Below are 21,678 nucleotides of genomic sequence, written 5' to 3' on the forward strand. Positions count from 1 at the left end.
CGCTGCCCGAATCGATACGGACTCGTATTGCGGACAAAGTGGCGGAGCTTATGGATGACAGGATTTTTCGAACCTATGGTTTGCATGAGGATCCTTATCATGTTTTAAATTGGTGTGTTACTTCTTATCTGGCACCCGACAGAATTTCAAAAGTATATTTGGGGCCCATCTATATCGGCGTGATCCAGGACAAAAATAGGGAAGAATCCTTGCGGCATGTATTAACGAGGCTCTATTATATTACGGATATCGTGACGAAGGCGGATGAACTGCGCCGGTTGGTAATGCTGGCAAAAATCCATAGTGTCTCGGTCATCGTCGACGAAGCGGTGGAGACCCCGTTCATTGTGTCCATTCGCACGGGTCCGAGGTATGATTTCAATGATACCAAGATTGTCGTGAAGGTAAAGCGGCATGACGTGGCAAGCTTGCGCGATGTAGTGGCAGGGAACTACAGGAGAGAACTGGTGCACGGGGCACTCTATGCGCTGCTGGGGTATCCGGGGAACGAGAAATATGGATTAACCCGCTGGCTTCGTTCGCTTGGTATCCGTACCGGCCCGGAGGCTGTGTATGCGATCAAAGGCTGGCAGCGGTTCTTCATGACGGCTACAGTGAACGGCACAGAATATCTCTTCGGGATTCCGCATTCCAACGTGCCTGTTAACGACAAATTGTTCACCCGCAGGGCGTTGAACCTGAACGATGGCCAGCTTGTTCGGGAAGGCACGATGGAGGATATCTCCATCTTCACGCAAATGCTAAACCTGTATTTGGGTGAGGCTGCGGTGCCTTGGGCTCTATCCAACAGCAGAACGGCACAGGAAAACGTCTGTTCAGAAGAGGTTACAACAGCCGTGTTCGACGGGAAACGCTTCCGGATGGTACTGCCTGGGGATGTGCAGTCGGCATGGATTGTACGGCATGCGAATATGCCGCGGAGCCTAGAGTTACCGTATACTTTTCCGCAGCTAGGTACGATTCTGTACCTGATGGTGTTGTATGGATGTGGGCTATTGGATACGTCCACCGGATTGGGGCAGCAGTGGGCTGAGATGAAGCTGAATATTCAGCCTAAGGAACTGCTAGGCGAATCCGGTGTGTTCGTCGACAATAAGGGTACCTGTCTCGTGCAGGCGAGCATCGATGGGACAACTTACTTAGGAATGGACCGATACAAATCCGCAGCTTGGTATATACTTGATATTCCGGCCCGGCGCTTCGTTCCAATTGAGGACAGGCAGCATGACCGAATTGTAAGCGCCCTTGAGGAATACGCGGCGTACCTGTTAGCTTAAACGCGGAATTGAACAAGTCATACGCATATTCAATTTGTTCGAGAAATTTATGAGAAACAGATAATTAATGCAGGAAGGGTGGGTTTACAAAGTAGAGCTAAAGGTATTAATTAATGACGAAGAAATTCAATTAAAGGTTACAAAGTACAACTTTCAAAAAGCTGCTCATTCAATTTTAGCAGGAGAGTGCCCATATAAAGAAGACTTTGCAGAACACATCCTAAATCCACCATATGAAGGACCATAATGTTCTTAGACATTCGGGGGCATTAGCTAAACAGGACTTCTAAAAGTAAATCATCGTTTGCCGAAAGAATCGGAGGCGCTTCATTCTGGTATAGGCGGCGGAGGTGTCTCTTTTTCTATGTAAGATGATATTTCCAATACTAGACACTGTCGGTATACTTAGGGGGAGTAAGCGTTGTGGGTAAGAATTTGGAAAAGTTCAGTGAAGTGGGGCTTGCGTTACGCTTCGTATGATGCTGAGTTGATAGAGCGGACGAAGAAATTGTCCCGTATATTTTGGAGTCCACGGCATCGCGCGTGGATCGTGCCAGATGAACAGTCCATTTATGAAATGATGGAGATTTTAAAAGGTGAAGGGGTGAGCATCTTCACAGTTGTTAAGGAAAATGAGCTCCTTGGATTTTGGATGCAGAAGAATCTAGTAAAAGCGACTACCAAACATAATATTAAGGGAGAAAGTAAGAAGCAGGCTCTTGTTGATGCAATGCGTGCTCACGGCTACAGTGCGAAAACGATTCGCGCCAATGTTGGTCATGTCAATCGTTATAAGGCCTACCTGAATCAGGGCGGACAGGTGAGAAATGATCAATGTCTTCAAGAGTATGCTCTCCATTTATTGTCTCGTTTCTGTACACACTCTTATGTAAATCAGGCAATTAGCGCAATATCGCTTCTGCAAAAAGAAGTATGGAAAATGGATCTCGCGGAGAGGGGACGGAGAAAAGGGGGAGGTAAGAGACCAGTTCGTCCTCGAGGCAGGCAGGTTTCGTACATTCCCGCGAATTTGTATAGGTATCCGCGTAGTTATCACACTATGAGTTGATTTTTTGCGAACTTGGAGGAATATCAAGGGAGGAATTAATTTGCCTTGACTTATGGTGTATTTTGCAATTTCAAAACCCCTATCGTCTGGTGATCTTAGTCCTGATCTTTTATTAGTAAGCATCACTCTGGATGCTATTCATATGGTAGGTCAGATATCCAGGGAAGAAAAAGGTGTGACTCATCTCGTACATAACGATCACCCCACCACCAAACCGCGCCGCGGCCAGTCAATTCGTGGACGTAAGGTGGTGGGGCGTCGTATCGTTTTCCGTGAAATATCCTTCGGCTGCTATTCCCACTTGAAAAATCGAAGCGAAACGCTAGTGCAGATTATCACAAGTAGAATCATCACGATAACCGGAAGTAGAACACTCTGGATAGGCAAGCCAAGCGAAGCAGCTTTCATCAGCTTAATGCCCTGTGTCAGCGGGAGTATATCGGCTGCTTTTTGAAGTGCCTTGGGCATAACCTCATAAGGTAAGGTAGCACCCGAAAAGATGATCATTGGAAAATATAACACACTGGCTAAGATACCTGCTATTTTACTGTTTGGCGCTATTCCACCTACCAGCAGTCCTATGCTGAACATAGAGAGCATCACCAATAGGTATGAACCTATAAAGTGGGACCACGACCCGTTCAATTGGTACCCAAAGAAAATCGTTGCCGTAGCATAAACAAGGAGGAGAGAAATGATGGAATAAAGCGCGTAGATGACAACCTGTACCGCTAAAATAAGGGAAGGACTGGTCGGCGTTACCTTGAACCGCTTCAAGATTTTCTTATGGCGGTAGTCGGATATGACTAAAGGAAGTCCCATTACTCCACCAGCACAGATGGCAATCGATGCCACTGCTCCAAAGGATTGCTCCAGAAAGGTATAGTTCGCACTATCGAAGGCTGGCTTATTGCCAAAAACAGCACCAAGAATGATCACGACTGCAACAGGCATGCAAATGGCAAAAATGAACATGTCCATCCCACGCAGGGATAACTTGAGCTCCGTTTTGAGCAGAGTGCTAAATGCTTTCATTCTCTTCTTCCTCCCCGTCCGTATGCCAGAGATAGGCATCCTCCAATTTTTCATAAGGGCTGGCTGAAACGGCTTCCTGCACAGTTCCATAAAAGATGCTTTTCCCGTTTTTTAAAATCATGATTTTGTCACACAGAGCTTCTACCTCGTCCATAAAATGAGAGGTCAACAGGATGGTCAGTCCTTTCGCCTTTAAATCAGAAAGAGATCTCCAAACATCACGCCTCGCTCTTGTATCCAGTCCGGTGGTCAGTTCGTCCAAAAACACAACCTCGGGATTTGGAATCAACGCAAGGACAATGAATAAGCGCTGCTTTTGCCCCCCCGAAAGTTCGCTTACCTGGCTTTTTAATTTTTCTGAAAGTCCGAACTGCTTTATTAAATCCGTGTAATGTAAAGAAGTCTTGTAAAGGGACTGCGTAACCTCACAAAGCTCGGCTACCGTTATTTTGTCTTGATAATGAGCCTCTTGAAATTGAACACCGACTCTCTCAAACAGCTTTTTGCGGTCTTTTTGCGGATCCATCCCCAAAATAGATATCGTCCCGCGGTCATGTTTTTTTGTGCCCAGCATGCACTCAATGGTGGTGCTTTTTCCCGCACCGTTAGCTCCGAGCAAACCGAATACTTCCCCCTGGCTAACGGAAAAATCGATATTTTCTACTGCATTGAGAGCGGCATAAGACTTACTCAATTGATTTACCTGGATTGTTGTTTTCACGCTGCGAAACCCTCCTTTTTATACTATGAAAAAAGAATAACACCAGGCTTAAGTCTGGTGTTAAAGTGTAGGGTTTGTGTTGAATCGCTTTTTCATTTTTTTCAGACGGGTAAGCATATCGTATGCGTTCTTTTCAGCATATTGCAGGGAAGTAAGCAGCTTGTCGCACACGGAAATGATGTCCTCATCTTCTTTCGGGGTATCAATTATTTTACGGATATCTGCTTGGGGATTGCTGGATAGAGCGCAGAGCATCCGCAAAATCGCGGCAAGAGAATAATTCGCGCATCGCAGAGAACGTATGATTTTCAGCCGCTGAAGGTCTTCATCGGTATACACCCGATAGCCATTTTGCTTTCGTTTCACAGTCAGTAACCCATTAGATTCCCAATTTCTTAGCGTATCCATGGAAATTTGCAGGTGGTTGGCTGTTTCCTGTCTGGTGAGAACAACGCGGTCCATTTCTTGTTCATGGCCCGATAGTAACTGCTCGGCAATAGCGATAGCTTCTTCGGCATTTCTTTGTTCTTTTTTAATTTGCTGCAAATAACTTTTTGCAAGTTGGATGGCTTTGTCAAAATTTCCGGTAGCCGATGTCTTAATGGTCTCAATTGCCATTTTGCGCAGTCCGTTTTGCAGAACTTCTACCTGTAAAGCGGTTCTGACCAGCTTGATTTGCTCCATGTGAAAATCTGTGAAAATGCGGTAGCCGTTAGGTTTGCGCTCTGGTGTAGGGATTAGCGCAAGTTCTTCATATAGACGCACCGTATTGGGGTGGATGCCGTTGCAACGCGCTATTTCTGCTGTCTTATAGGTAATCATTTCATCAGCCACCTCCGATTGTGTAACAATTATAGCATCCGCTAAAAGTCTGGTGTTATAGTGGAGGCTTCCCCAACACGAATGGGAGCCTTCCCTCACGGAAACAATAAATTTGCTGCTGTCTTTTTTGGTGTCTAAAGGAAAACAAAGCGTGTTGTCGAATGGTTATGCATAAAGGAGGCTGGAACATGATCTATGTGGTTCGACACGGGCAAACCGATGTGAATAAAGAAGGTAGGATCCAAGGGAGAAACGGGCTGCCCTTAAATGAAAATGGGATCAAGCAAGCGGAGGATCTCAGAGAGTCACTTCAACATATTACGTTTGATTACGTATTTTCTTCTCCACAAGCAAGAGCTGTGCAGACAGCCGAGATTGCAACGGGGATGCAAGCTGCTGTCGATCCCAGGCTGAATGTGTATGATCTGGGGGAAGCGGATGGGTTGCCGAAGAGCGAAGTGAAAATGTCGGGGGGCATTCCGGATCCTGCTGTCTATAAAGGGGTAGAAGATCCCCGCAGCTATGCGCAGAGAGTATTTGCATTTATGAACGAGATGATGGCGAAGGACAATTTACAGGAAGCGAATATCCTCATATCGGGTCATAAATGCATCACGGGATGCATTGGCGCCTATTTCAATGGGATTCCTGACGATTGGAATATTTCGATATACTCTTCAGGCAATGGCGAGTATAAGGCATACCCATTCCAATTCAATCGTAATGTCCAATTATAAATAAAGGTGTAGAGTATGGACCAAGTGTTGCGGCACTTGGTTTTTTTTTATTGGCGGCAGATCGAACTCCTTCTGGAGACCGAGGCCAAGATACATCGGCTGCAGGATGCAGCTTTTTTCGTTTGGTATATTATGGAGGTTACCACTTACTGTATCGTATGACGATAGCGAGGAGATGTAATAAATGAAAAAGTTAATCGAATTCAAGGCAGTAACGAAAGAATACAAAATAGGAGAAGTGCCAATCAAGGCTCTTGATGGTGTTGATTTTTCCATATCAGAGGGAGAATTCGTCGTCATTTTAGGAGCAAGCGGTGCTGGTAAAAGTACGATTTTGAATATACTTGGCGGGATGGACACGGCTACCTCCGGTCAAGTGTTTGTCGGTGATCAAGAAATAACAAGATTGAGCGAAAAAAAATTAACAGCATATCGCGGTGAGAAAGTTGGCTTTGTATTTCAATTCTATAACTTAATTCCGAATTTAAACGCGCTAGAGAATGTTGAATTTGCCACGGAAGTATGTAAAAACCACCTGGATGCGAAAGATATTCTACATAAAGTCGGCTTAAAGAATCGCATCAAAAACTTCCCTTCCCAGCTGTCTGGAGGAGAACAGCAACGAGTCGCTATCGCGAGAGCTGTGGCCAAAAATCCTTTACTCTTACTCTGTGATGAACCAACCGGAGCTTTGGATTATGTTACAGGCAAGTCTGTCTTGAAGCTTCTTCAAGATTTGAACAGGGACACGAAAAAGTGCGTCGTTCTGGTCACCCATAATTCCGCAATCGCTCCTATGGCCGATAAAATTATTAAGGTGAAAAGCGGAATGATCGAAAGCGTTACGATTAATGATGAAAAACAAAGTGTTGAAGGGATCGAGTGGTAATTATGAAATTATTTTTAAAATTATTAAGGGATGTTAAACAATCGATAGGGCAATTTATAGCCTTAGTTTTGGTTATCGCAGTAGGGGCTTTTTTCTATACGGGGTTAGTCACCTATAGTGGTAATCTTAGTGCTTATGTAAAGGATTACTATAAAGAACATCATTTAAGCGACTTAAATGTATATTACAGTCAAATTTCCAAAGACGATGTAGCTACTTTAAGCAAAATTGAAGGGATTAATAAAATAGAGGGACGTTATACCTTTGATGCCACGCAAGCCTTTGAAGATTATAAAGCTACATTAAAAATTCATTCGATCCCGGTACAAAATGAAATTAATACGCTTTCTATGATTGAAGGGCATATCCCGACAAAAAAGGATGAGATCTTCTTAGATTCCCATTATGCCAAAGAACATCAGTATCGTGTCGGTGATCAAATCAGTATAAGTGCTAATGAAAAAAATTTTACATTTACCATTAGCGGCTTGGGTGAGAATGTTGAACATGCCAAAAAGAATGAAACACAAGACCATAAAACCTTCGGAGTAGCTTATATTGCTGAAGAGACAATACCAGAAATCGCAGACGGCTTTACCTATAATGAAATCATGATTGATGCTAAAGAAGGTTACGATATTGACAAGTTAGGTAAATCAATTGAAGCACAAACTAAACAGCTTCCTTATTTGGATCAAGTTAGTAAAGAACGGACTTTCAGTTATTCTAAAATAAATCAAACAATCTATAATAATGGGATGATGAGTAAGGTTATCCCTTTCGTTCTCTTTTTGATTTCAGCTGTTATCCTGTTTCTTACCATGTCGATGATGATAGATTCGCAAAGAAATCAAGTAGGTATTATGAAGGCTTTGGGTGTAAAAGACAGAAACATCATGCTTCATTACATGGGATATCCTGTTCTGGCAGGTATCGTAGGCTCAATCTTAGGTTGTGTCATTGCTGCTAGTGTGTTTATTCCATTTGTAACTGTGTCGAGTGCAAGGTCCTTCTCTCTGCCAGACATTACATACTCACTTTCTTTATTTTCGATCATTCCTCCCATTATTTTCTCAAGTGCTTTTGGAATGCTGGCATGTTACTTAAGCGGTAGAAACATACTAAAAGAACGCGCAGCTCAAGCTATGCGTCCAAAACCGCCAAAGACGATGAAGAAGCTATTAATCGAGAGAATTCCGGGTTTATGGAGTCATATTTCCTATAGTTATAAACTCATTTTGAGAAATATATTTTTAAATAAACAAAAAGCAATAGCAAGCTCAGTTGGTATTGTTGTAAGCACGACTTTATTGATAACTGCTTTGGGTACACAAGCAGCCTTGTTAAAAGTTGCTAGCCAAGTTGAAGATGTTTATTCCTATGATTTACGAATAGATTATACGAGGGGAACATCTTCTGATTCGATAAAACTACCCTCCGGTATTACAAATCGTTATGATTTAGCAACCTTTCCTGTTGAATTGATAAAAGATGGTGAAAAAGAGAATGCCTCGTTAGTCGTTACGGAAAAAGAAAACAAACTCATTCATTTCTTTGACGAAAATGACAATAAGTTATTTTTAGAAAATAATGGCGTACTGGTACCCAAATCTTACGCCAACAAATATCACATTGTAGAAGGGGATACCATCCAAATCAAGTTCACAGCACCAGAGTTTCAGAATAAAACTGTAGATATGAAGGTTATAAAAATATCTAATCAGTATTCAAATCCGTCGTTTTATGGTACACCAGCCTATGTAAAGAGCTTTGACATAGAATATAATCCATCCACGCTTTTAGTTGAATCAAATAGCTCTTCAGATCTTATAAGCGTACGTAACTTCTTTGAACAAGACCCTCAAGTAGATACAATTATAGACAAAAATGATCTAAAGAAATCAGCTCAATATATTTTGAAGCAAAACAGTTTTGTATTTATCATGTTTATCATTTGTGCCGTCGTACTCTCCTTTGGCGCGATCTATACGATATCTTCCATAAATATTTATGAAAGGAACCGTGAGCTTGCAACACTTAAGGTATTAGGCTATCAAAAAAATAAAATAAACCGGCTTATCTTTTTTGAAAACATCATATTAACCACATTTGCAGTACTTGTAGCTTTACCGCTAAGTAGCTATATGTATTCAATGATTATAAAGGTGCTGTCTAGTACCCATCAACAAATCCCAGATAAATTAAACATTTTTATCATGTTGGTTTCCATTATTCTTGCGTTCTTACTTACCATTCTCTCTAACTTACTGCTTAGGAGAAAAGTTAGCAAAATAAATATGACTGAATCATTAAAAAGTATAGAATAAAATGGTGAACCCTCGACAAGCGATTACGGATTGGCGCAGGACTCACAAGAAGTATCAAAAACCCGCATGGGGGTTTTTGATACTTTTTTAGTTGGGGAGATGAAAGGCGTTATCCCTTAAATTCCTGGACCCATGTATTGTTATAGTAAGCAATACCGATATGGGTATAACTATTATTCAGTATATTTGCTTTGTGGCTCGGGCTATTCATCCAATCATTCATAACCTGGGTAGGGCTGGGTTGCCCTTTTGCGATGTTTTCTCCAGCGGAATTGTATGTGATCCCGAATTTCTTCATCATATCGAAGGGGGATCCATGTGTTGGAGAATTATGATCAAAGTAATTGTTGTTGTACATGTCCTGTGCCTTGACCATAGCCATATTTGACAATTCTTCACTCATACTCAAGGAACTTAGCCCTGTTTTGGATCTTTCTTGATTTACTAGATCCAGAACCTGTTGCTCGAATTGGGAGGAATCATTATTCTTAGTATCATTTAGACCTTCCTGTGCTTGTCCTGTTGAACCTGTCGGCTCCTTTGTTTCAGGATTTCCTGTAGGTGCCTGGTTTGCTGGATTTCCAGCCGGTGTTTGAATCAGCTCCAACAAATCCAATGGAACTCCATTTTCTGCTTCTTTTGTTGTAATAGATGATCTCTCTGTCCCAGACGTAGCTGTTGATGATGCTTGTGTGAGGACAGAGTTTGGCGCAGCAGTATGAGCATGAGGTGAAATTCGTGTTTGCTCAGGAGTCGCTTGCTTTTGCATCATATTGTTCTGGGCCGAACAGCCTGTGACCAATAATAATACTGCTAAGACGAAAAACCTTACCATTTTCCAACCTCCTAGGTCCGTTAATTCATGCAGTTACCGGATTTAGGATTTCCTGCATGTCCTTTACTTATTCCTCATTATGATTTTTCTCCTTAAACCGGCATGACCGGTTTGTAAGCGCCCTTGAGGAATATGCAGCGCACCCGTTAGCTTACACGCTTCCGCCGGAAACGCCTTATGGTCTAAAGGAAAACAAAGCGTGTTGTCGAATGGTTATGCATAAAGGAGGCTGGATCATGATCTATGTGGTTCGACACGGGCAAACTGATGTGAATAAGAAGGTAAAATCCATGGCGAGTATAAGGCAGACCCATTCCAATTCAATCGTAATGTCCAATTATAAATAAACGTGTATCAAATAAAGGTAAGCAATATTAGCATATGAATGGATGGACAGACATGAGGAGATCTAACTATGAGAAAACTATCTATATGTCCCGTCACACGGGATAATTGGGAGAAAGCCATTCAAATTAGGATTCATGAGGAGCAAGTGCTTTTTGTTCCTAGCATTTATGAAGCATTGACGTATGCGTATATCAAGCCATGGGATGAGGCGCTGGATCCTTTCCTTATATATGAAGAAGAGGTCGCGATAGGATTCTTCTACATTAGTTATACACCGAATAGCGCGGATAATTACTGGCTTGGCGGGTTCCAAATCGATAAATCATACCAAGGAAAAGGATACGGCAAGCTGGCATTGAGAAGGATCATTGATTTCATTCGCGAGACTCATCCTCTATGCAGGCTGATCTCCTTAACGGTTGAACAGGACAACAAGGCAGCTCAACGGCTGTATGAAAGTATTGGCTTTGTGAACCAACAGGAGAATAATCAAGACGGTGAAGTCATTTGTAAATTTTTTCAAAATTAATTGAAGGTTGAAATCATGGCAGCGCCAACATGAATTGATAACAAAGTTATACCATTAATTACATATACTGAAGAAGAAAGCGAAAGGTTCGGGTCTTCAGCAGCTTCTATTGTGATAATTCAGGACAACAAAATTTTAACAGAATGATATTCATGCCCTGAATACGAGTTGGGCAATACCATAATAAGAGATTCAGCAACAAAATCAGGTGCTAAATATTTTGGATCAAATCGTATTGAACGCGAGGAAGTTGCGTGTGACCTCATAAAAGAACTTACAGGATATAATATTGCTGAACTAATTACAGAACGAATATGTAAACCGATGAACTTAACTGACACGGAGTGGATTTCGGTACCTAAAGAAAAATTAGTTTGTGATTTTCAAGCTACAGACGGCTATGCATCCGTTAGAATTGAGTCACATGAAGGCCATGAAAGAAATCTGTATGCAAGTGTGAGAGACCTGGCACAGTGGGGGAATTTACATCTAAATAAAGGTTTAATAAAATCATAATCAGTTAGTATCACCTGAAGTTTTTATGCTCATTGAAAAATTACGAATGGATACCCAAGATAAGAACCGTATTTTTGGATGGTACTATCAGGATAAGTGCTATTATGCATCAGGTGCAGCAGGTTATCACTGTGTAATTGTGCTAATGATATTGTTAGTACGCGCTGCGGCATCTACCGGAGCCTTGGTCTGCAAGATGCGATTCGAAGTAGTGATTAGACAGCCCATGAGGATAAGTCCGTGGCGCTCCTCTTAGCCTTCCAGTCGTCAATACAAAACGTTATATGCAGTCAGTGAATCTATCTATAGGAATTAATAGTGAAGAATCAGTTAGTGAGGTGGAAAGTGAGAAGGTTTACATGTAGATTATGGCTTGGTTTAAGCCTTTTTATTTTTTTGCTTGTATTTCATCCATCTGAGATTTTTGCTGACATTAATCATTTAGATGAGACAATCAAACGGATCGAAATTGAAATAGAGACGAACATGAAGACACATCATATTCCGGGTATGGCGTTTGCACTCGTTGACAAAAAGGGTGTTTTATATTCCAGGGGATTTGGTTTGTTGGATATAAGGGATGATTCTGCGAAGGTGAATGAACAAACGAATTTTATGCTGGGCTCATTATCTAAAGTATTCGTTTCGTTAGCTGTCATGCAGCTTTATGAGAAGGGCATTCTGGATATTGACCTGCCGGTAGTCCATTATCTACCGTGGTTTTCGGCAAAAGAGGCTACGCTTTCCAACCAGATCAAGGTACGCCATTTGCTAAATCATTCAAGCGGTTTGCCTGACAGACTGAATGTACATGACATTACTTCACTCGATAAACAAGACCGGATCAATAAGATGATCCGCAAGATTAGCGAGGTGCAATTGACCGGACAGCCAGGCGAAATATTTGAGTATACGAATATGAATACGGATTTGCTGCAGATTCTGATCGAAGAAGTTACGGGGGAGCCATTTGCACAATACATGAAGCAGCATATTTTTGTTTCGCTTGATATGGAACGAACCGGGTATTTTGCTTTTGATGGGAGTCACCTGTCCAATTCAGCGACTGGACATCGCTATCACTGGGGACAGCTAGAACCCTTTAAGGAAGAATTGTCCTATGCCACCTCCGGTTCAGCAGGATTATCGTCCAATGTTAGCGACTTGGCGAAATTTATCGTAAATTTATTGAATGATGGTGAAGGACATAGAAGTTCGCCCATCTCATCAGACAGCATTGATCAAATGTTCATGCCTAATCAATATGGAGCAGGATTCAACTGGCATGTATTTCCTCATAATATTTATATGGAAGGCGGATTGCCGGGTTTTACGACAATCCTGATTCTTTCTGCTGACAAATCTTTTGGTCTTGTTCTTTTGTCCAATTCCAAACAAGACATTACTTTTCATTCCGGTTTTAATCTATTCCGAATCGTGGCAGGAGGAACTCCCAAGCCTTTACTTGCATCTGATTTTCCGCACGTAAGTTTAAGCGCCAGGCTCATTGTGATGCTCACGGCGCTGATAGGCCTAGGGTTGGTATGCGTAGCAGGAATGATCGGTTGGGGTTTATGGAAAGGAAGGAGAAGATTTGTTTTCGGTAAGCCCAATGGAAGAAAGCTGGCTATTCCACTGCTTATCCTGTCATTGTTCTTTGGTTTCATGTATTACATTTACATTTTGCTTCCCGTCAATATCGGGGTGCCTTCATTGCACGACTATAAAAAAGATCCAGATATCGTGCAGGGCCTAGAGATATTTACGAGCACATTTGCTGCATTTACGATCATACTGTGCTTGAAGCTGCTTTTCTTCGTAAGGGGGAACGGGCGATGAGCGAACCCATAGGGATAAGCCGTTCAGAATGACTATCCGTATATGTTCGCTTGATACGCATGTCTGTGGTGTAATAAATGAAGAGGCTTTTCAATTAAAAGCCTGAAAAGCTTCTTCAGTGTTCATACCATGATTCATTCTTTCCGCGAGATGCAGTGTACTTTTCGAAGTCCTGTTTAACTAATGCCCTCCCCCCGTTTGTCTAGAAAATTATGGCCCTTCGTATGGTGGATTTAAGATGTGTTCTGCAAAGTCTTCTTTATATGGGCACTCTCCTGCTAAAATGGAATGAGCAGCTTTTTGAAAGTCGTACTTAGTAACCTTTAATTGAATTTCTTCGTCATTAAGTAATAACCAGCAAGCACCTTTAGCTCTGCTTTGTAAACCTACACTTCCTGCATTAATTATCTGTTTATCATAAATTTCACGAACAAATTGAATATGCGTATGACCACATATCATTTTATCTTGTTCAATTCCTTTTATCATTTCATAAACTTCACTTTCTGGAGTGTCAACTCGTATTGACTCTGTATCACTTCTTGGAGATCCATGAACAAATAATTTACCTTCAATTTCATAAAACTTACGAAAAGACACAATCCATTCTAATTGTTCCTTGGTAAGCTGTTCAACACACCAGCAATTCATCTCATCAACAAAATCTTCAGGGTGTTTTGGATTCAGGTAGTATTCATACATCTCTCTATCACTATTACCCATGATAAAAATAAATTTTTCTTTTTGTGAGTAAAGGAAATCCATAACTTCTCGTGGTTGCGGTCCCCAAGATAAATCCCCACCAATTATAACTTTCTCTACATCCTCTTCTTCAAGTTCGTGAAATACAGATTTTAAAGCATGATAATTACCATGAATATCATAAACCGCAGCGATTTTCATTATCTCACCCCACCTGCACTGTATGAGAGATATTGGCTACTATATTTTCTTTACCATTCATCAGAGGACTTTACTTGCATTTTCTTCCTGAACTCGGAAAAATAAAGCCGATGTCACCGCCGGCCAATTTTTCGTATGAAGTGGTTGGGAAGGATGAAGTTTCCAAGTTGTTGGGGCTCGAAGGATTTGATAATGCAATTATATCTGATATGACTCATCCCTATCATACTGTATTGGTCATACTTGCCAAGAAAAATGGTAAAATTGTTGGCATGGCAGGGGCGTGTAATGTATGTACAAAGATGTGGCAAATTGGTATAGAGGTACTTCCTGGATACCGTCATTTGGGATTGGCAACTTATCTTGTAAACTGCCTAACTTTTGAAGTATTAAATCGTGGTCGTGTACCACTTTACGATGTTATCTCAAGTAATATCGCCTCACAGAGAGTGGCTTACCGGGTAGGATATTATCCGAAGGCTTCTGTACTTTTTTTAGATGGGACACGCTGCGTGGCTACCGCCCCTTGGTTGTCAGATGTATAATCAAGGAAGAAATACGTTAAAGCGAAACGGAGATGAAGCAATGAAAGAAACAAGAATATATAAACAAGTTAATAACTGTTCAATATATGCAGATATTTATTACCAGGGCGCGAATTCGCCGGTTATTGTGTACATTCATGGAGGAGCATTGATTTTCGGCGGCAGAGAAATGCTTTCCTCAGAACAAATCGAGTTTTTTACCCATTCAGGGTTCAGTTTGGTTAATATTGATTACCGGCTAGCACCAGAAACAGAATTTGAATGTATTATAGAAGATATTAGAGATGCATTGGATTGGGTGAGAACAACAGCAACAGAATGGTATGATTTTGACATCGAGAATATTGCGGTAATGGGTAGTTCCGCAGGCGGTTACCTGAGTTTATTAACGGGAACAATGGATATAAAACCTAAAGCCATTGTCTCATTCTACGGATATGGAGATATTCTAGGTGAGTGGTATGCTCAGCCTAGTGAGTTTTACTGCAAGAAACCGATGATTACTAGAGGATCCGCAATAAAGCAAATAGGTGATGAAGAACTAACCGCTGGTAAGTGGAATAGATTTGAGTTTTATCTTTATTGCCGCCAACAAGGGGTTTGGATTCAAGAAGTAACAGGAATGGATCGTATGAATGATTTAGATAAACTAACCCAATTTAATCCAATAAATAATGTTTCGGCAGACTATCCACCCACATTATTTCTTCATGGGGATCAAGATACGGATGTTCCCTATGAACAATCTGTAATTATGCATGAGAAGCTCAAGGGAAAGGGAGTTTACTCTAAACTCATTACAATGGAAGGTGCGGATCACGTTTTCGATCGTAATTTTAAAGAGCCATCTGTGCAAAGAGCATTTCATGACGTCTTGGATTTCCTTAAAGCCTATTTGGTGTAAGTGATTCGAAGAAGTACCGCACGTCAGCGAGCACAATGTTCACGCACCGGGGCATAGGGCCCTCGGTCCGCCCGAGGCATTTACGGGGGAGCGGCGGACACCCCTGCGAACCTAACCGCGTCGCGGCCGGCAGCTAAAGCTCCTGTTGAATTAGGGGAGACAGACCCTCTGTTTAGTTGGCATGTGAATATTTTGCAACTCAGGAGAAAGCACATCATATTTGTTAATGATTCTAGTCGCTTATGTTTAATCGTTAATGGCATCAGGAGTTCCCAAGTAGTCAAATTGCAAGAGAAGTTTATATCCGAACTGAAAGAATATTTACTGTTAGAAGGAGTGAAAAGAAGTCTAATCAATCAATATTTATTTGAAGCAGGGGAAGTAAGCATAGGCAAAACAAATGCTAAGAGTGTTCTTGGAACCATGAATGAAATGTCATTTTATTGTAAAAGCGCGGAGTTTGACCATACGTTTGATCTGTGTGCTTGGTTAAACTCGCTGATGTATAAACCAATTAATTATGAAGAACCTATTAAAGTATTCAAGCAAACCCTGGAAACCAAATATTCATAAAACTTTCTGAATGTATCGAGGGAGGCACTGGCATTACATATCGACTATAAATGCAAGGAGGATCATAAATGTCATTCCCAAAGCATCAAGTAACAGCAGGAGCCGTCATATATAATGATCAAAATCAAATCGTGCTAATAAGAAATCCAAAGAGAGGATGGGAATTGCCAGGAGGACACATTGAAGAAAAAGAAAATATTAAAAATGCACTAATTAGAGAAATTAAAGAAGAAACAGGTCTTGATATAGAAATAAGTAAGTTTTGTGGGATTAGTCAAGAAGTCAGCAAGTCAATCATTAACACTTGGTGGACGGGAACCGTAATTGGAGGGGAGCTTTGTACTAGCATTGAGAGTATTGAAGTTGACTACTTCGAGAAGGAAGAGGCAATAAATCAAATCGAGAAAGAAGAATTTAAGATAGAAATCGAACATGTGATGAACACAGAATTACACCCATTTGTAATAATCTTTAATTAAACAGAGAAATGTTTCGAAGAAGTCATAAGACTTCAGATAGTAACCGTGTCGCTAAGTGGATTTTCGATGATGCGAATTCAGACGACACCTGCACTGGTTCTGGCTAAGCCCCGGGTGACGTACATAAGTGTTCCGGAACACATACCAACATTATAGGAAATCAGCGAAAAGGAGGTGATTCCATTGGTAAAAAAATAAAATGAGAAAATCTATATGTTAACCGAAAAGTAGCATGCAGATTTTCTCTGTACGATTGAAAAGCTATTATTAACTATAGAGGAGATTTGACATGCTAAATAAAATAGGGAAATCTATCTATTATTTATCTAACCAAAATGATAAAGAAAGACCGACATTAGGATTAGTGTGCGGGGATAAATATAGCCTTGTAATTGACGGCGGAAATTCAGTTCAACATGCTAAAGATTTTTTACATGAAATAGAAACTTTAAATGTTCCGCCCGTTAAATATTTGGTCATCACTCATGCGCATTGGGATCATTTCTTAGGGATGAATGAATTCAATGCTGCGATCATTGTTAATCGTCTAACTCATCAACGGATGAATGAGTGGCGAAGCTATTCTTATGATGATCGTTCTCTCAAAGAATATGTAGATTCCAATAAGATGACTTTACAGTGTATGGAGATTATACAGAATGAAATACCGGAGAGGGACTCTTTTAAATTAAACACTCCAGATATAGTTTTCGAAGGGTCTCTCCATATTGATTTGGGGAATAAGGTTTGTATTCTTGAAAGAATTAGAAGTACTCATACTGATGATTCCACAATCGTTTATATACCGGATGAAAAAGTCATTTTTTTAGGAGACAGTGCTTATGGAACAACGACTAATTCATTATTTCATTACAAACAATCTCGGTTGCTGCCGATGATCGAGGATATTCAAAAGTATGATGCGAATCATTTCTTACTTGGTCATGAATCAATTTGTGATATTAATGAGATGAATGTATTTTGGCAAGAGCTCATCTCCAGCAGCAGAGCCGCAAAATCCATATCTTTAGACAGAGCTATAGAGTGTTTTGAGCAAGATAATAATAGGTATCCTAATGAGAATGAACTTTTCTTTTTAAAAGCTTTTGTTAACGATCATATATTAAATCAGAATAGAAATTAACAGAATAAAAGTGGATCGATGAGGTTGCTGACATCCTATAACACGTAACACCGTATCTATGCTGCGGACCGTTCGGTCCTTGGTCTGCAAGAGGCAATTCAAAGAAGTACATTCAGCAGAGAACCCTGCACCGACTAAGCGCATGATTCCCAGCCTGACGGTCTTAAGTCGGTGAGGGTTCGTAGATACACGAACGTTATCTGCAATTACCTAACACATTAGAAAGAAGGCGATCTCGTGGAAGTAGTATTAAAGGACATAGACGAAACGAACTGGCAAGAATGTATTTTTCTAACGACTGATCCTGATAAAAATCATTACCTTGTAGAGAAATTTGTAGCTTCAAATGCAGTATCGATTGCCCAATCAAAGATAGAAAAAGGATGGATAATAAAAGCAATTTATAGTGAAGATACTATGGTGGGATTTACAATGTATGGGTATTCAGAGGAGGATAAATGTTTTGAATTATGCCGTATTATGATTGATTATAAATTTCAACGTCAAGGATTCGGTAGAAAGGCACTAAGTCTCATCATTAAAGAGATGAGTAAGAACAAGGAATGCTCAGAAATATATTTATCGTTTGACCCAGAAAACCATTCCGCAAAAAAACTATATGAAGAATTTGCATTTGAAAATACAGGTAAAATCGTAGACGACGAAGTTCTTTATTGCTTGAAATTATAAGATAATTGCAGGTGAAATCTACGGACAACCCTGCGCCGACTAAGCGCAGGCTCCCAGTCTGACGGCCTGAAGTCGGTAGGGTTCGGATAAAACCATCTAAACCAATCAAACATGAAAGGGGGACATTAGTGAATAAATTACTTCTATCTGCTGGATCAATTTTTTTAATATCTGGAGTTATTTTATTCGGAATGGTACATATGGCAATAGCCAATTACGCGCCTAATATGCCTGGATGGAGTGACCCGCCTGGAAAGTTTTCATTGGCTATGGAAGCAACAATGCTAATAGCTCCTTATGTTACTGGTATTCTGTTTATGATTATTGGAATATTACTATTTCTAGCCTTATATCGAGATCTAAGTAAGAATAACAAAAACAAAGTGCAGTGTATTGATCAGAAATAAAATCCTGATAAAGATTATTCATTTCGTTTTTCAGAGAAGTCTCGGCCATCTGATAATACCGTAACTAAGCTGCGGGCTACGCCCTTGGATCGTAAGATGCAATAGGCAGAAAAGTTGAATCAGCGAGCAACCCTGCGAGGTGAACTCCGTCGCACCTAAGTAGCTTACATCCTTTAAGCCTCACGGGTTCGTAGATATACACGAACGTTATACGCAAGTTCGTTAAGCTTTTATGAAACAACTAAATTCTCAAAATCTATTAAACCATAGGTATAAAGAAAATGGACACCTAATATAGCATCGAAACCATAGGGTTCTTTAGTAAGTCCTAGTTGAATTGTGAAGTCTTTAAGAAGGATGCTATCAATAGAGAGATTTGAGACAATCTGTTAGTAACATAATTCGCTTAAGCCACCAACTCCATACATCCGCACCGATTTTCCGTTAATAAAGTCTATATCTAAGCCAATAGGTTCAACGAGATCAGTATCGAAGATTGTGGTGGAGCAACCGGTATCCAGTAAGACATTATGTAGAAGAGTTGATTTATTCTTATAAGATAAAGAGAGAGACAATAGGAAGACCATTTATAAGATGGATTTTCATTGAAGGCCTCTAATTCCGCTAAAGGGCTGTTCAATGACTTCAATACATTCATTTCCGGTGTAGAACACATAGAGTTCTCTAGCGGGCTCTGACCGATGAAGTTTTTTATAGGAAGCCCAGGCATATTTAGGGTTGTCATATTCACAAATTACAGACATTTCCTCAATCGTTCTCTTGTGATTATTTGAATGAGCAGCCAGAGCTTCAACTAGAACCCAACGCTCGGGATAAACATCACGGATATTTACCCATTTCATATATGAACACCTCCGAAAAGACCTGATAAATCAATTGTACAACCCTATATGTCGATTGCTTTCGTATCCCAATTTTTTGATTATGGAACTCCTTCTGGGAAGCGATTAGTCAATTTGATTCGTCGTGAAATTTTTGAGGAAGTTTCCAAAAGCGATCTGCCAGGCTTGATCTTTACCTATGTATGGGGGCTAGACCTCAAAAATGACTGGGACTATATTGATCGAATCACAGAGATATTTGAATCAAGGGGCGGAACTGTCTATTTAGTTGAATTAGAAGCAGATTACGAAGAGAGACTTAAGCGGAATAAAACCGAAAACAGGCTCAAACATAAGCCTACAAAAAGAGATATTCAAAGATCGGAAAAAGATTTAATAGATACAAATGAGAGGCATCGATTAAATTCATATCCCGGAGAAATAGCAAAGAAGAATTATATAAGAATCAATAACACTCATATTGATCCAAACATTGTAGCTAAGATGATAAAGGAAGAACTTGATCTTTAGAAAAGCTTCCGAGGAGGAACACGATGAACATTCGATTGGCAACAAATGAAGATGTTGATCAGCTTATTCGAATGAGATGGGATTTTACGAATGAATATAGGGAGAGCTCCGATTGAAGAAGATGAATATACCTAGACCTGGGAGGAAGACAAATCCATTTACATATATGACAAACGTATATACATTGCCGGAACATCGGGGAAAGGGATTAGGAAGCCAGATGCTTAGACAGATTGAACGGTGGTCAAGGAAGAATGAATTTGAATTCATCATCTTTTGGCCAAGTGAATGGAGTATAGAGTTTTATGAACGAAATGGATATAAGCATGTAAAGAACCCATGGAATTAATGTTGGAATAGATTATCGGGCGTACTCCTTGTCAATCAGGTAAGGCCGAATTTGATAGCGAAAGCAATAGTTTGAATATAGATGCATATCTGCCTAGGGGACTTACGGCCGTAAAAATGAATGATGATGGTAAGGTAGATGAAATCATATTTGTACCAAGACTATCTATTGATGTAACTGGATGAAAAGATTTTCTGCAGAGCTGCGACGCAGGTCAAACGCTGCATTGGCAGCTCTTTTTCATTCCTTACTCAGGGGAGCGGCAGCAGAATAGCCCATGCTCACTGGCTCGATTCTCCGAAATAAAAACGATGATTGTTGTAAAAACTTTCGTAAATACGCTAATGCGAAAGGTTGTTCGGATATGAGATTGTTCGTCTCTTCCGGGTTGGAAGCATGATGACAGCCGTTCTCGATCATGAACATGACGAAAAAGCATTCTACATCGCGAACGTAGTCCAGAGGCAGCTTTCTCGCGCTCTCATATCCTTCAATAAAATATTCTCGCTGCTTCGGGCTAAGCTCTAATAAAGCCCCTGCCATATCATAGAGGTAATAGCCATATCCACATCGTCCAAAATCAATCGGACAAGGCTCTTCTCCGTTAAATATGATGTTCCCGGAATGTAAATCCCCATGGATCAGACCATAGTTATCCTCATTTTTCTCCATAACGGAGACATGCGACATGATTTTTTCTGCGGCAGCTTGGTATATGCTCCATGCTTGTTCGGATAAGAAACGAGAATAATAACGCTCCAGCTTCTTCATCTCGCCTGCAAAGCTGTCCACTCCCCATTCCGGACGAGTAAAGCCGGGAGGCAGCGTAATCCTGGCTGCTGACTCATGAAGACGTCCCATCATCGCCCCCATTCGATAAATTTGGTTGTCCGTCATTTCACTAGCGTGTTGTCCTTCCACCCAGCGCATTAACGTAACATAGGGCCGGCGATATCCCATTTCTGTATCAATTTCCATGACATAGGAGCCATCCTTGCCCGCTACTCCTTCCGGCACGTTCAGTCCTTCGGATTGAGTCAGAGCCTGTAGCAGCGCAAGCTCTGAGCATATCTCTTCTTTACTGCACCGTTCTGAATGAATACGAAGCAAATAGCGCTGCTGCATGCTCGTCTCGATCTGATACGTAATCGTATCCGATAGCTGAATGAATTGTATTCTTTCCCATTCGATCTCATACCGCTGCAGTGCGGTGAGAGCTACAATTCTCGCTCGCGCTAACAGTAATCTTCTCTCTTTATCCGTGTCCAATTGAAAGAAATCTAACATTTGTCTCCAACCCCTATTTTGAGGATTTTTTAACCTCTCGTCATCAGGATTCATACCAA

The 21,678-nt window shown here is 40.8% G+C and carries 24 protein-coding genes and 1 pseudogene; 18 read left to right on the top strand and 7 right to left on the bottom strand.

All coding sequences use genetic code 11. The features are described from left to right. The first annotated feature begins 209 nt into the window (after window positions 1-209). The 3 genes from FLT43_RS00100 to FLT43_RS00110 all read left to right on the top strand — a co-directional run bounded on the left by FLT43_RS00100 (window position 210) and on the right by FLT43_RS00110 (window position 2,367). On the top strand, window positions 210-1,298 hold the full coding sequence (locus FLT43_RS00100; protein WP_127510923.1) for a hypothetical protein: 1,089 nt from the start codon (window positions 210-212) through the stop codon (window positions 1,296-1,298). A gap of 67 nt (window positions 1,299-1,365) precedes the next feature. Then, window positions 1,366-1,545 (top strand): hypothetical protein, encoded by a 180-nt coding sequence (locus FLT43_RS29575; RefSeq protein WP_115057785.1) that lies wholly within the window; start codon window positions 1,366-1,368, stop codon window positions 1,543-1,545. A 174-nt stretch (window positions 1,546-1,719) separates the two neighbouring features. After that, window positions 1,720-2,367: a phage integrase N-terminal SAM-like domain-containing protein gene (locus tag FLT43_RS00110; RefSeq protein WP_087443907.1), complete on the top strand. Its 648-nt coding sequence runs from the start codon at window positions 1,720-1,722 to the stop codon at window positions 2,365-2,367. Window positions 2,368-2,658: 291 nt separating this feature from the next. On the opposite strand, the gene FLT43_RS00115 is transcribed toward FLT43_RS00110, so the two are convergent. From FLT43_RS00115 to FLT43_RS00125, 3 genes are read right to left on the bottom strand one after another with little or no spacing between them, the layout of a single operon-like run. Next, window positions 2,659-3,402, bottom strand: a complete 744-nt coding sequence (locus FLT43_RS00115) for an ABC transporter permease (protein ID WP_087443906.1) — start codon at window positions 3,400-3,402, stop codon at window positions 2,659-2,661. After that, entirely contained in the window at window positions 3,389-4,123 is a 735-nt protein-coding gene (locus FLT43_RS00120) for an ABC transporter ATP-binding protein (RefSeq protein ID WP_087443905.1), read from the bottom strand. The genes FLT43_RS00115 and FLT43_RS00120 overlap by 14 nt, the downstream gene beginning before the upstream one ends. A gap of 60 nt (window positions 4,124-4,183) precedes the next feature. Then, window positions 4,184-4,945 carry a MerR family transcriptional regulator gene (locus FLT43_RS00125; RefSeq protein WP_087443904.1) on the bottom strand — a complete coding sequence of 254 codons (762 nt, stop codon included), beginning with the start codon at window positions 4,943-4,945 and terminating at the stop codon, window positions 4,184-4,186. 188 nt (window positions 4,946-5,133) lie between these two features. Between FLT43_RS00125 and FLT43_RS00130 the strand changes: the two genes are divergently transcribed. From FLT43_RS00130 to FLT43_RS00140, 3 genes are all read left to right on the top strand, one after another. Further along, window positions 5,134-5,682, top strand: a complete 549-nt coding sequence (locus tag FLT43_RS00130; protein ID WP_087443903.1) for a histidine phosphatase family protein — start codon at window positions 5,134-5,136, stop codon at window positions 5,680-5,682. A gap of 184 nt (window positions 5,683-5,866) precedes the next feature. Next, window positions 5,867-6,571, top strand: coding sequence for an ABC transporter ATP-binding protein (locus FLT43_RS00135; protein WP_087443902.1), 705 nt, complete (start codon window positions 5,867-5,869; stop codon window positions 6,569-6,571). 2 nt (window positions 6,572-6,573) lie between these two features. Further along, window positions 6,574-8,898: an ABC transporter permease gene (locus FLT43_RS00140; RefSeq protein ID WP_087443901.1), complete on the top strand. Its 2,325-nt coding sequence runs from the start codon at window positions 6,574-6,576 to the stop codon at window positions 8,896-8,898. Window positions 8,899-9,007: 109 nt separating this feature from the next. Here FLT43_RS00140 and FLT43_RS00145 read toward each other — a convergent pair whose 3' ends face one another. Next, window positions 9,008-9,733 carry a CAP domain-containing protein gene (locus FLT43_RS00145; RefSeq protein WP_087443900.1) on the bottom strand — a complete coding sequence of 242 codons (726 nt, stop codon included), beginning with the start codon at window positions 9,731-9,733 and terminating at the stop codon, window positions 9,008-9,010. A 415-nt stretch (window positions 9,734-10,148) separates the two neighbouring features. Between FLT43_RS00145 and FLT43_RS00150 the strand changes: the two genes are divergently transcribed. The 3 genes from FLT43_RS00150 to FLT43_RS00160 all read left to right on the top strand — a co-directional run bounded on the left by FLT43_RS00150 (window position 10,149) and on the right by FLT43_RS00160 (window position 12,965). Continuing rightward, window positions 10,149-10,610: a GNAT family N-acetyltransferase gene (locus FLT43_RS00150; protein ID WP_087443899.1), complete on the top strand. Its 462-nt coding sequence runs from the start codon at window positions 10,149-10,151 to the stop codon at window positions 10,608-10,610. Between the two features lie 168 nt (window positions 10,611-10,778). Next, window positions 10,779-11,126 (top strand): serine hydrolase, encoded by a 348-nt coding sequence (locus FLT43_RS30695; RefSeq protein ID WP_115057786.1) that lies wholly within the window; start codon window positions 10,779-10,781, stop codon window positions 11,124-11,126. A 318-nt stretch (window positions 11,127-11,444) separates the two neighbouring features. Then, window positions 11,445-12,965, top strand: a complete 1,521-nt coding sequence (locus FLT43_RS00160; RefSeq protein ID WP_087443898.1) for a serine hydrolase domain-containing protein — start codon at window positions 11,445-11,447, stop codon at window positions 12,963-12,965. Between the two features lie 210 nt (window positions 12,966-13,175). On the opposite strand, the gene FLT43_RS00165 is transcribed toward FLT43_RS00160, so the two are convergent. Continuing rightward, the gene (locus FLT43_RS00165) at window positions 13,176-13,868 is read right to left on the bottom strand and encodes a metallophosphoesterase family protein (RefSeq protein ID WP_087443897.1); all 693 of its coding nucleotides are present in this window, start codon (window positions 13,866-13,868) and stop codon (window positions 13,176-13,178) included. Window positions 13,869-13,900: 32 nt separating this feature from the next. Here FLT43_RS00165 and FLT43_RS00170 point away from each other — a divergent pair, with 32 nt between their 5' ends. The 7 genes from FLT43_RS00170 (at window position 13,901) to FLT43_RS00195 (ending at window position 18,610) form a co-directional block, all read left to right on the top strand. After that, window positions 13,901-14,413, top strand: coding sequence for a GNAT family N-acetyltransferase (locus FLT43_RS00170; RefSeq protein ID WP_244194293.1), 513 nt, complete (start codon window positions 13,901-13,903; stop codon window positions 14,411-14,413). A 40-nt stretch (window positions 14,414-14,453) separates the two neighbouring features. Beyond that, complete coding sequence (locus tag FLT43_RS00175) at window positions 14,454-15,317, top strand: alpha/beta hydrolase (RefSeq protein WP_087443896.1); 864 nt, start codon at window positions 14,454-14,456, stop codon at window positions 15,315-15,317. Window positions 15,318-15,395: 78 nt separating this feature from the next. Continuing rightward, the gene (locus FLT43_RS30700) at window positions 15,396-15,890 is read left to right on the top strand and encodes a DUF6933 domain-containing protein (RefSeq protein ID WP_373994928.1); all 495 of its coding nucleotides are present in this window, start codon (window positions 15,396-15,398) and stop codon (window positions 15,888-15,890) included. Window positions 15,891-15,958: 68 nt separating this feature from the next. Continuing rightward, the gene (locus FLT43_RS00180; RefSeq protein ID WP_087443894.1) at window positions 15,959-16,369 is read left to right on the top strand and encodes an NUDIX hydrolase; all 411 of its coding nucleotides are present in this window, start codon (window positions 15,959-15,961) and stop codon (window positions 16,367-16,369) included. A 289-nt stretch (window positions 16,370-16,658) separates the two neighbouring features. After that, a complete protein-coding gene (locus tag FLT43_RS00185; RefSeq protein ID WP_087443893.1) occupies window positions 16,659-17,513 on the top strand; it encodes an MBL fold metallo-hydrolase in 855 nt (284 codons plus the stop codon). Window positions 17,514-17,750: 237 nt separating this feature from the next. Then, entirely contained in the window at window positions 17,751-18,203 is a 453-nt protein-coding gene (locus FLT43_RS00190; protein WP_087443892.1) for a GNAT family N-acetyltransferase, read from the top strand. 128 nt (window positions 18,204-18,331) lie between these two features. After that, on the top strand, window positions 18,332-18,610 hold the full coding sequence (locus FLT43_RS00195; protein ID WP_087443891.1) for a hypothetical protein: 279 nt from the start codon (window positions 18,332-18,334) through the stop codon (window positions 18,608-18,610). A 602-nt stretch (window positions 18,611-19,212) separates the two neighbouring features. On the opposite strand, the gene FLT43_RS00205 is transcribed toward FLT43_RS00195, so the two are convergent. After that, on the bottom strand, window positions 19,213-19,473 hold the full coding sequence (locus tag FLT43_RS00205; protein WP_087443890.1) for a hypothetical protein: 261 nt from the start codon (window positions 19,471-19,473) through the stop codon (window positions 19,213-19,215). Between the two features lie 45 nt (window positions 19,474-19,518). Here FLT43_RS00205 and FLT43_RS00210 point away from each other — a divergent pair. Next, window positions 19,519-19,983: pseudogene (locus FLT43_RS00210) on the top strand (shikimate kinase); the annotation flags it as partial. Window positions 19,984-20,104: 121 nt separating this feature from the next. Next, complete coding sequence (locus FLT43_RS29835) at window positions 20,105-20,332, top strand: GNAT family N-acetyltransferase (RefSeq protein WP_315971114.1); 228 nt, start codon at window positions 20,105-20,107, stop codon at window positions 20,330-20,332. Window positions 20,333-20,572: 240 nt separating this feature from the next. Here FLT43_RS29835 and FLT43_RS00220 read toward each other — a convergent pair whose 3' ends face one another. Continuing rightward, on the bottom strand, window positions 20,573-21,619 hold the full coding sequence (locus FLT43_RS00220) for a phosphotransferase enzyme family protein (protein WP_087443889.1): 1,047 nt from the start codon (window positions 21,617-21,619) through the stop codon (window positions 20,573-20,575). Window positions 21,620-21,678: the final 59 nt, after the last annotated feature.

It is taken from the genome of Paenibacillus thiaminolyticus, from assembly GCF_007066085.1.
Classification (GTDB): domain Bacteria; phylum Bacillota; class Bacilli; order Paenibacillales; family Paenibacillaceae; genus Paenibacillus_B; species Paenibacillus_B thiaminolyticus.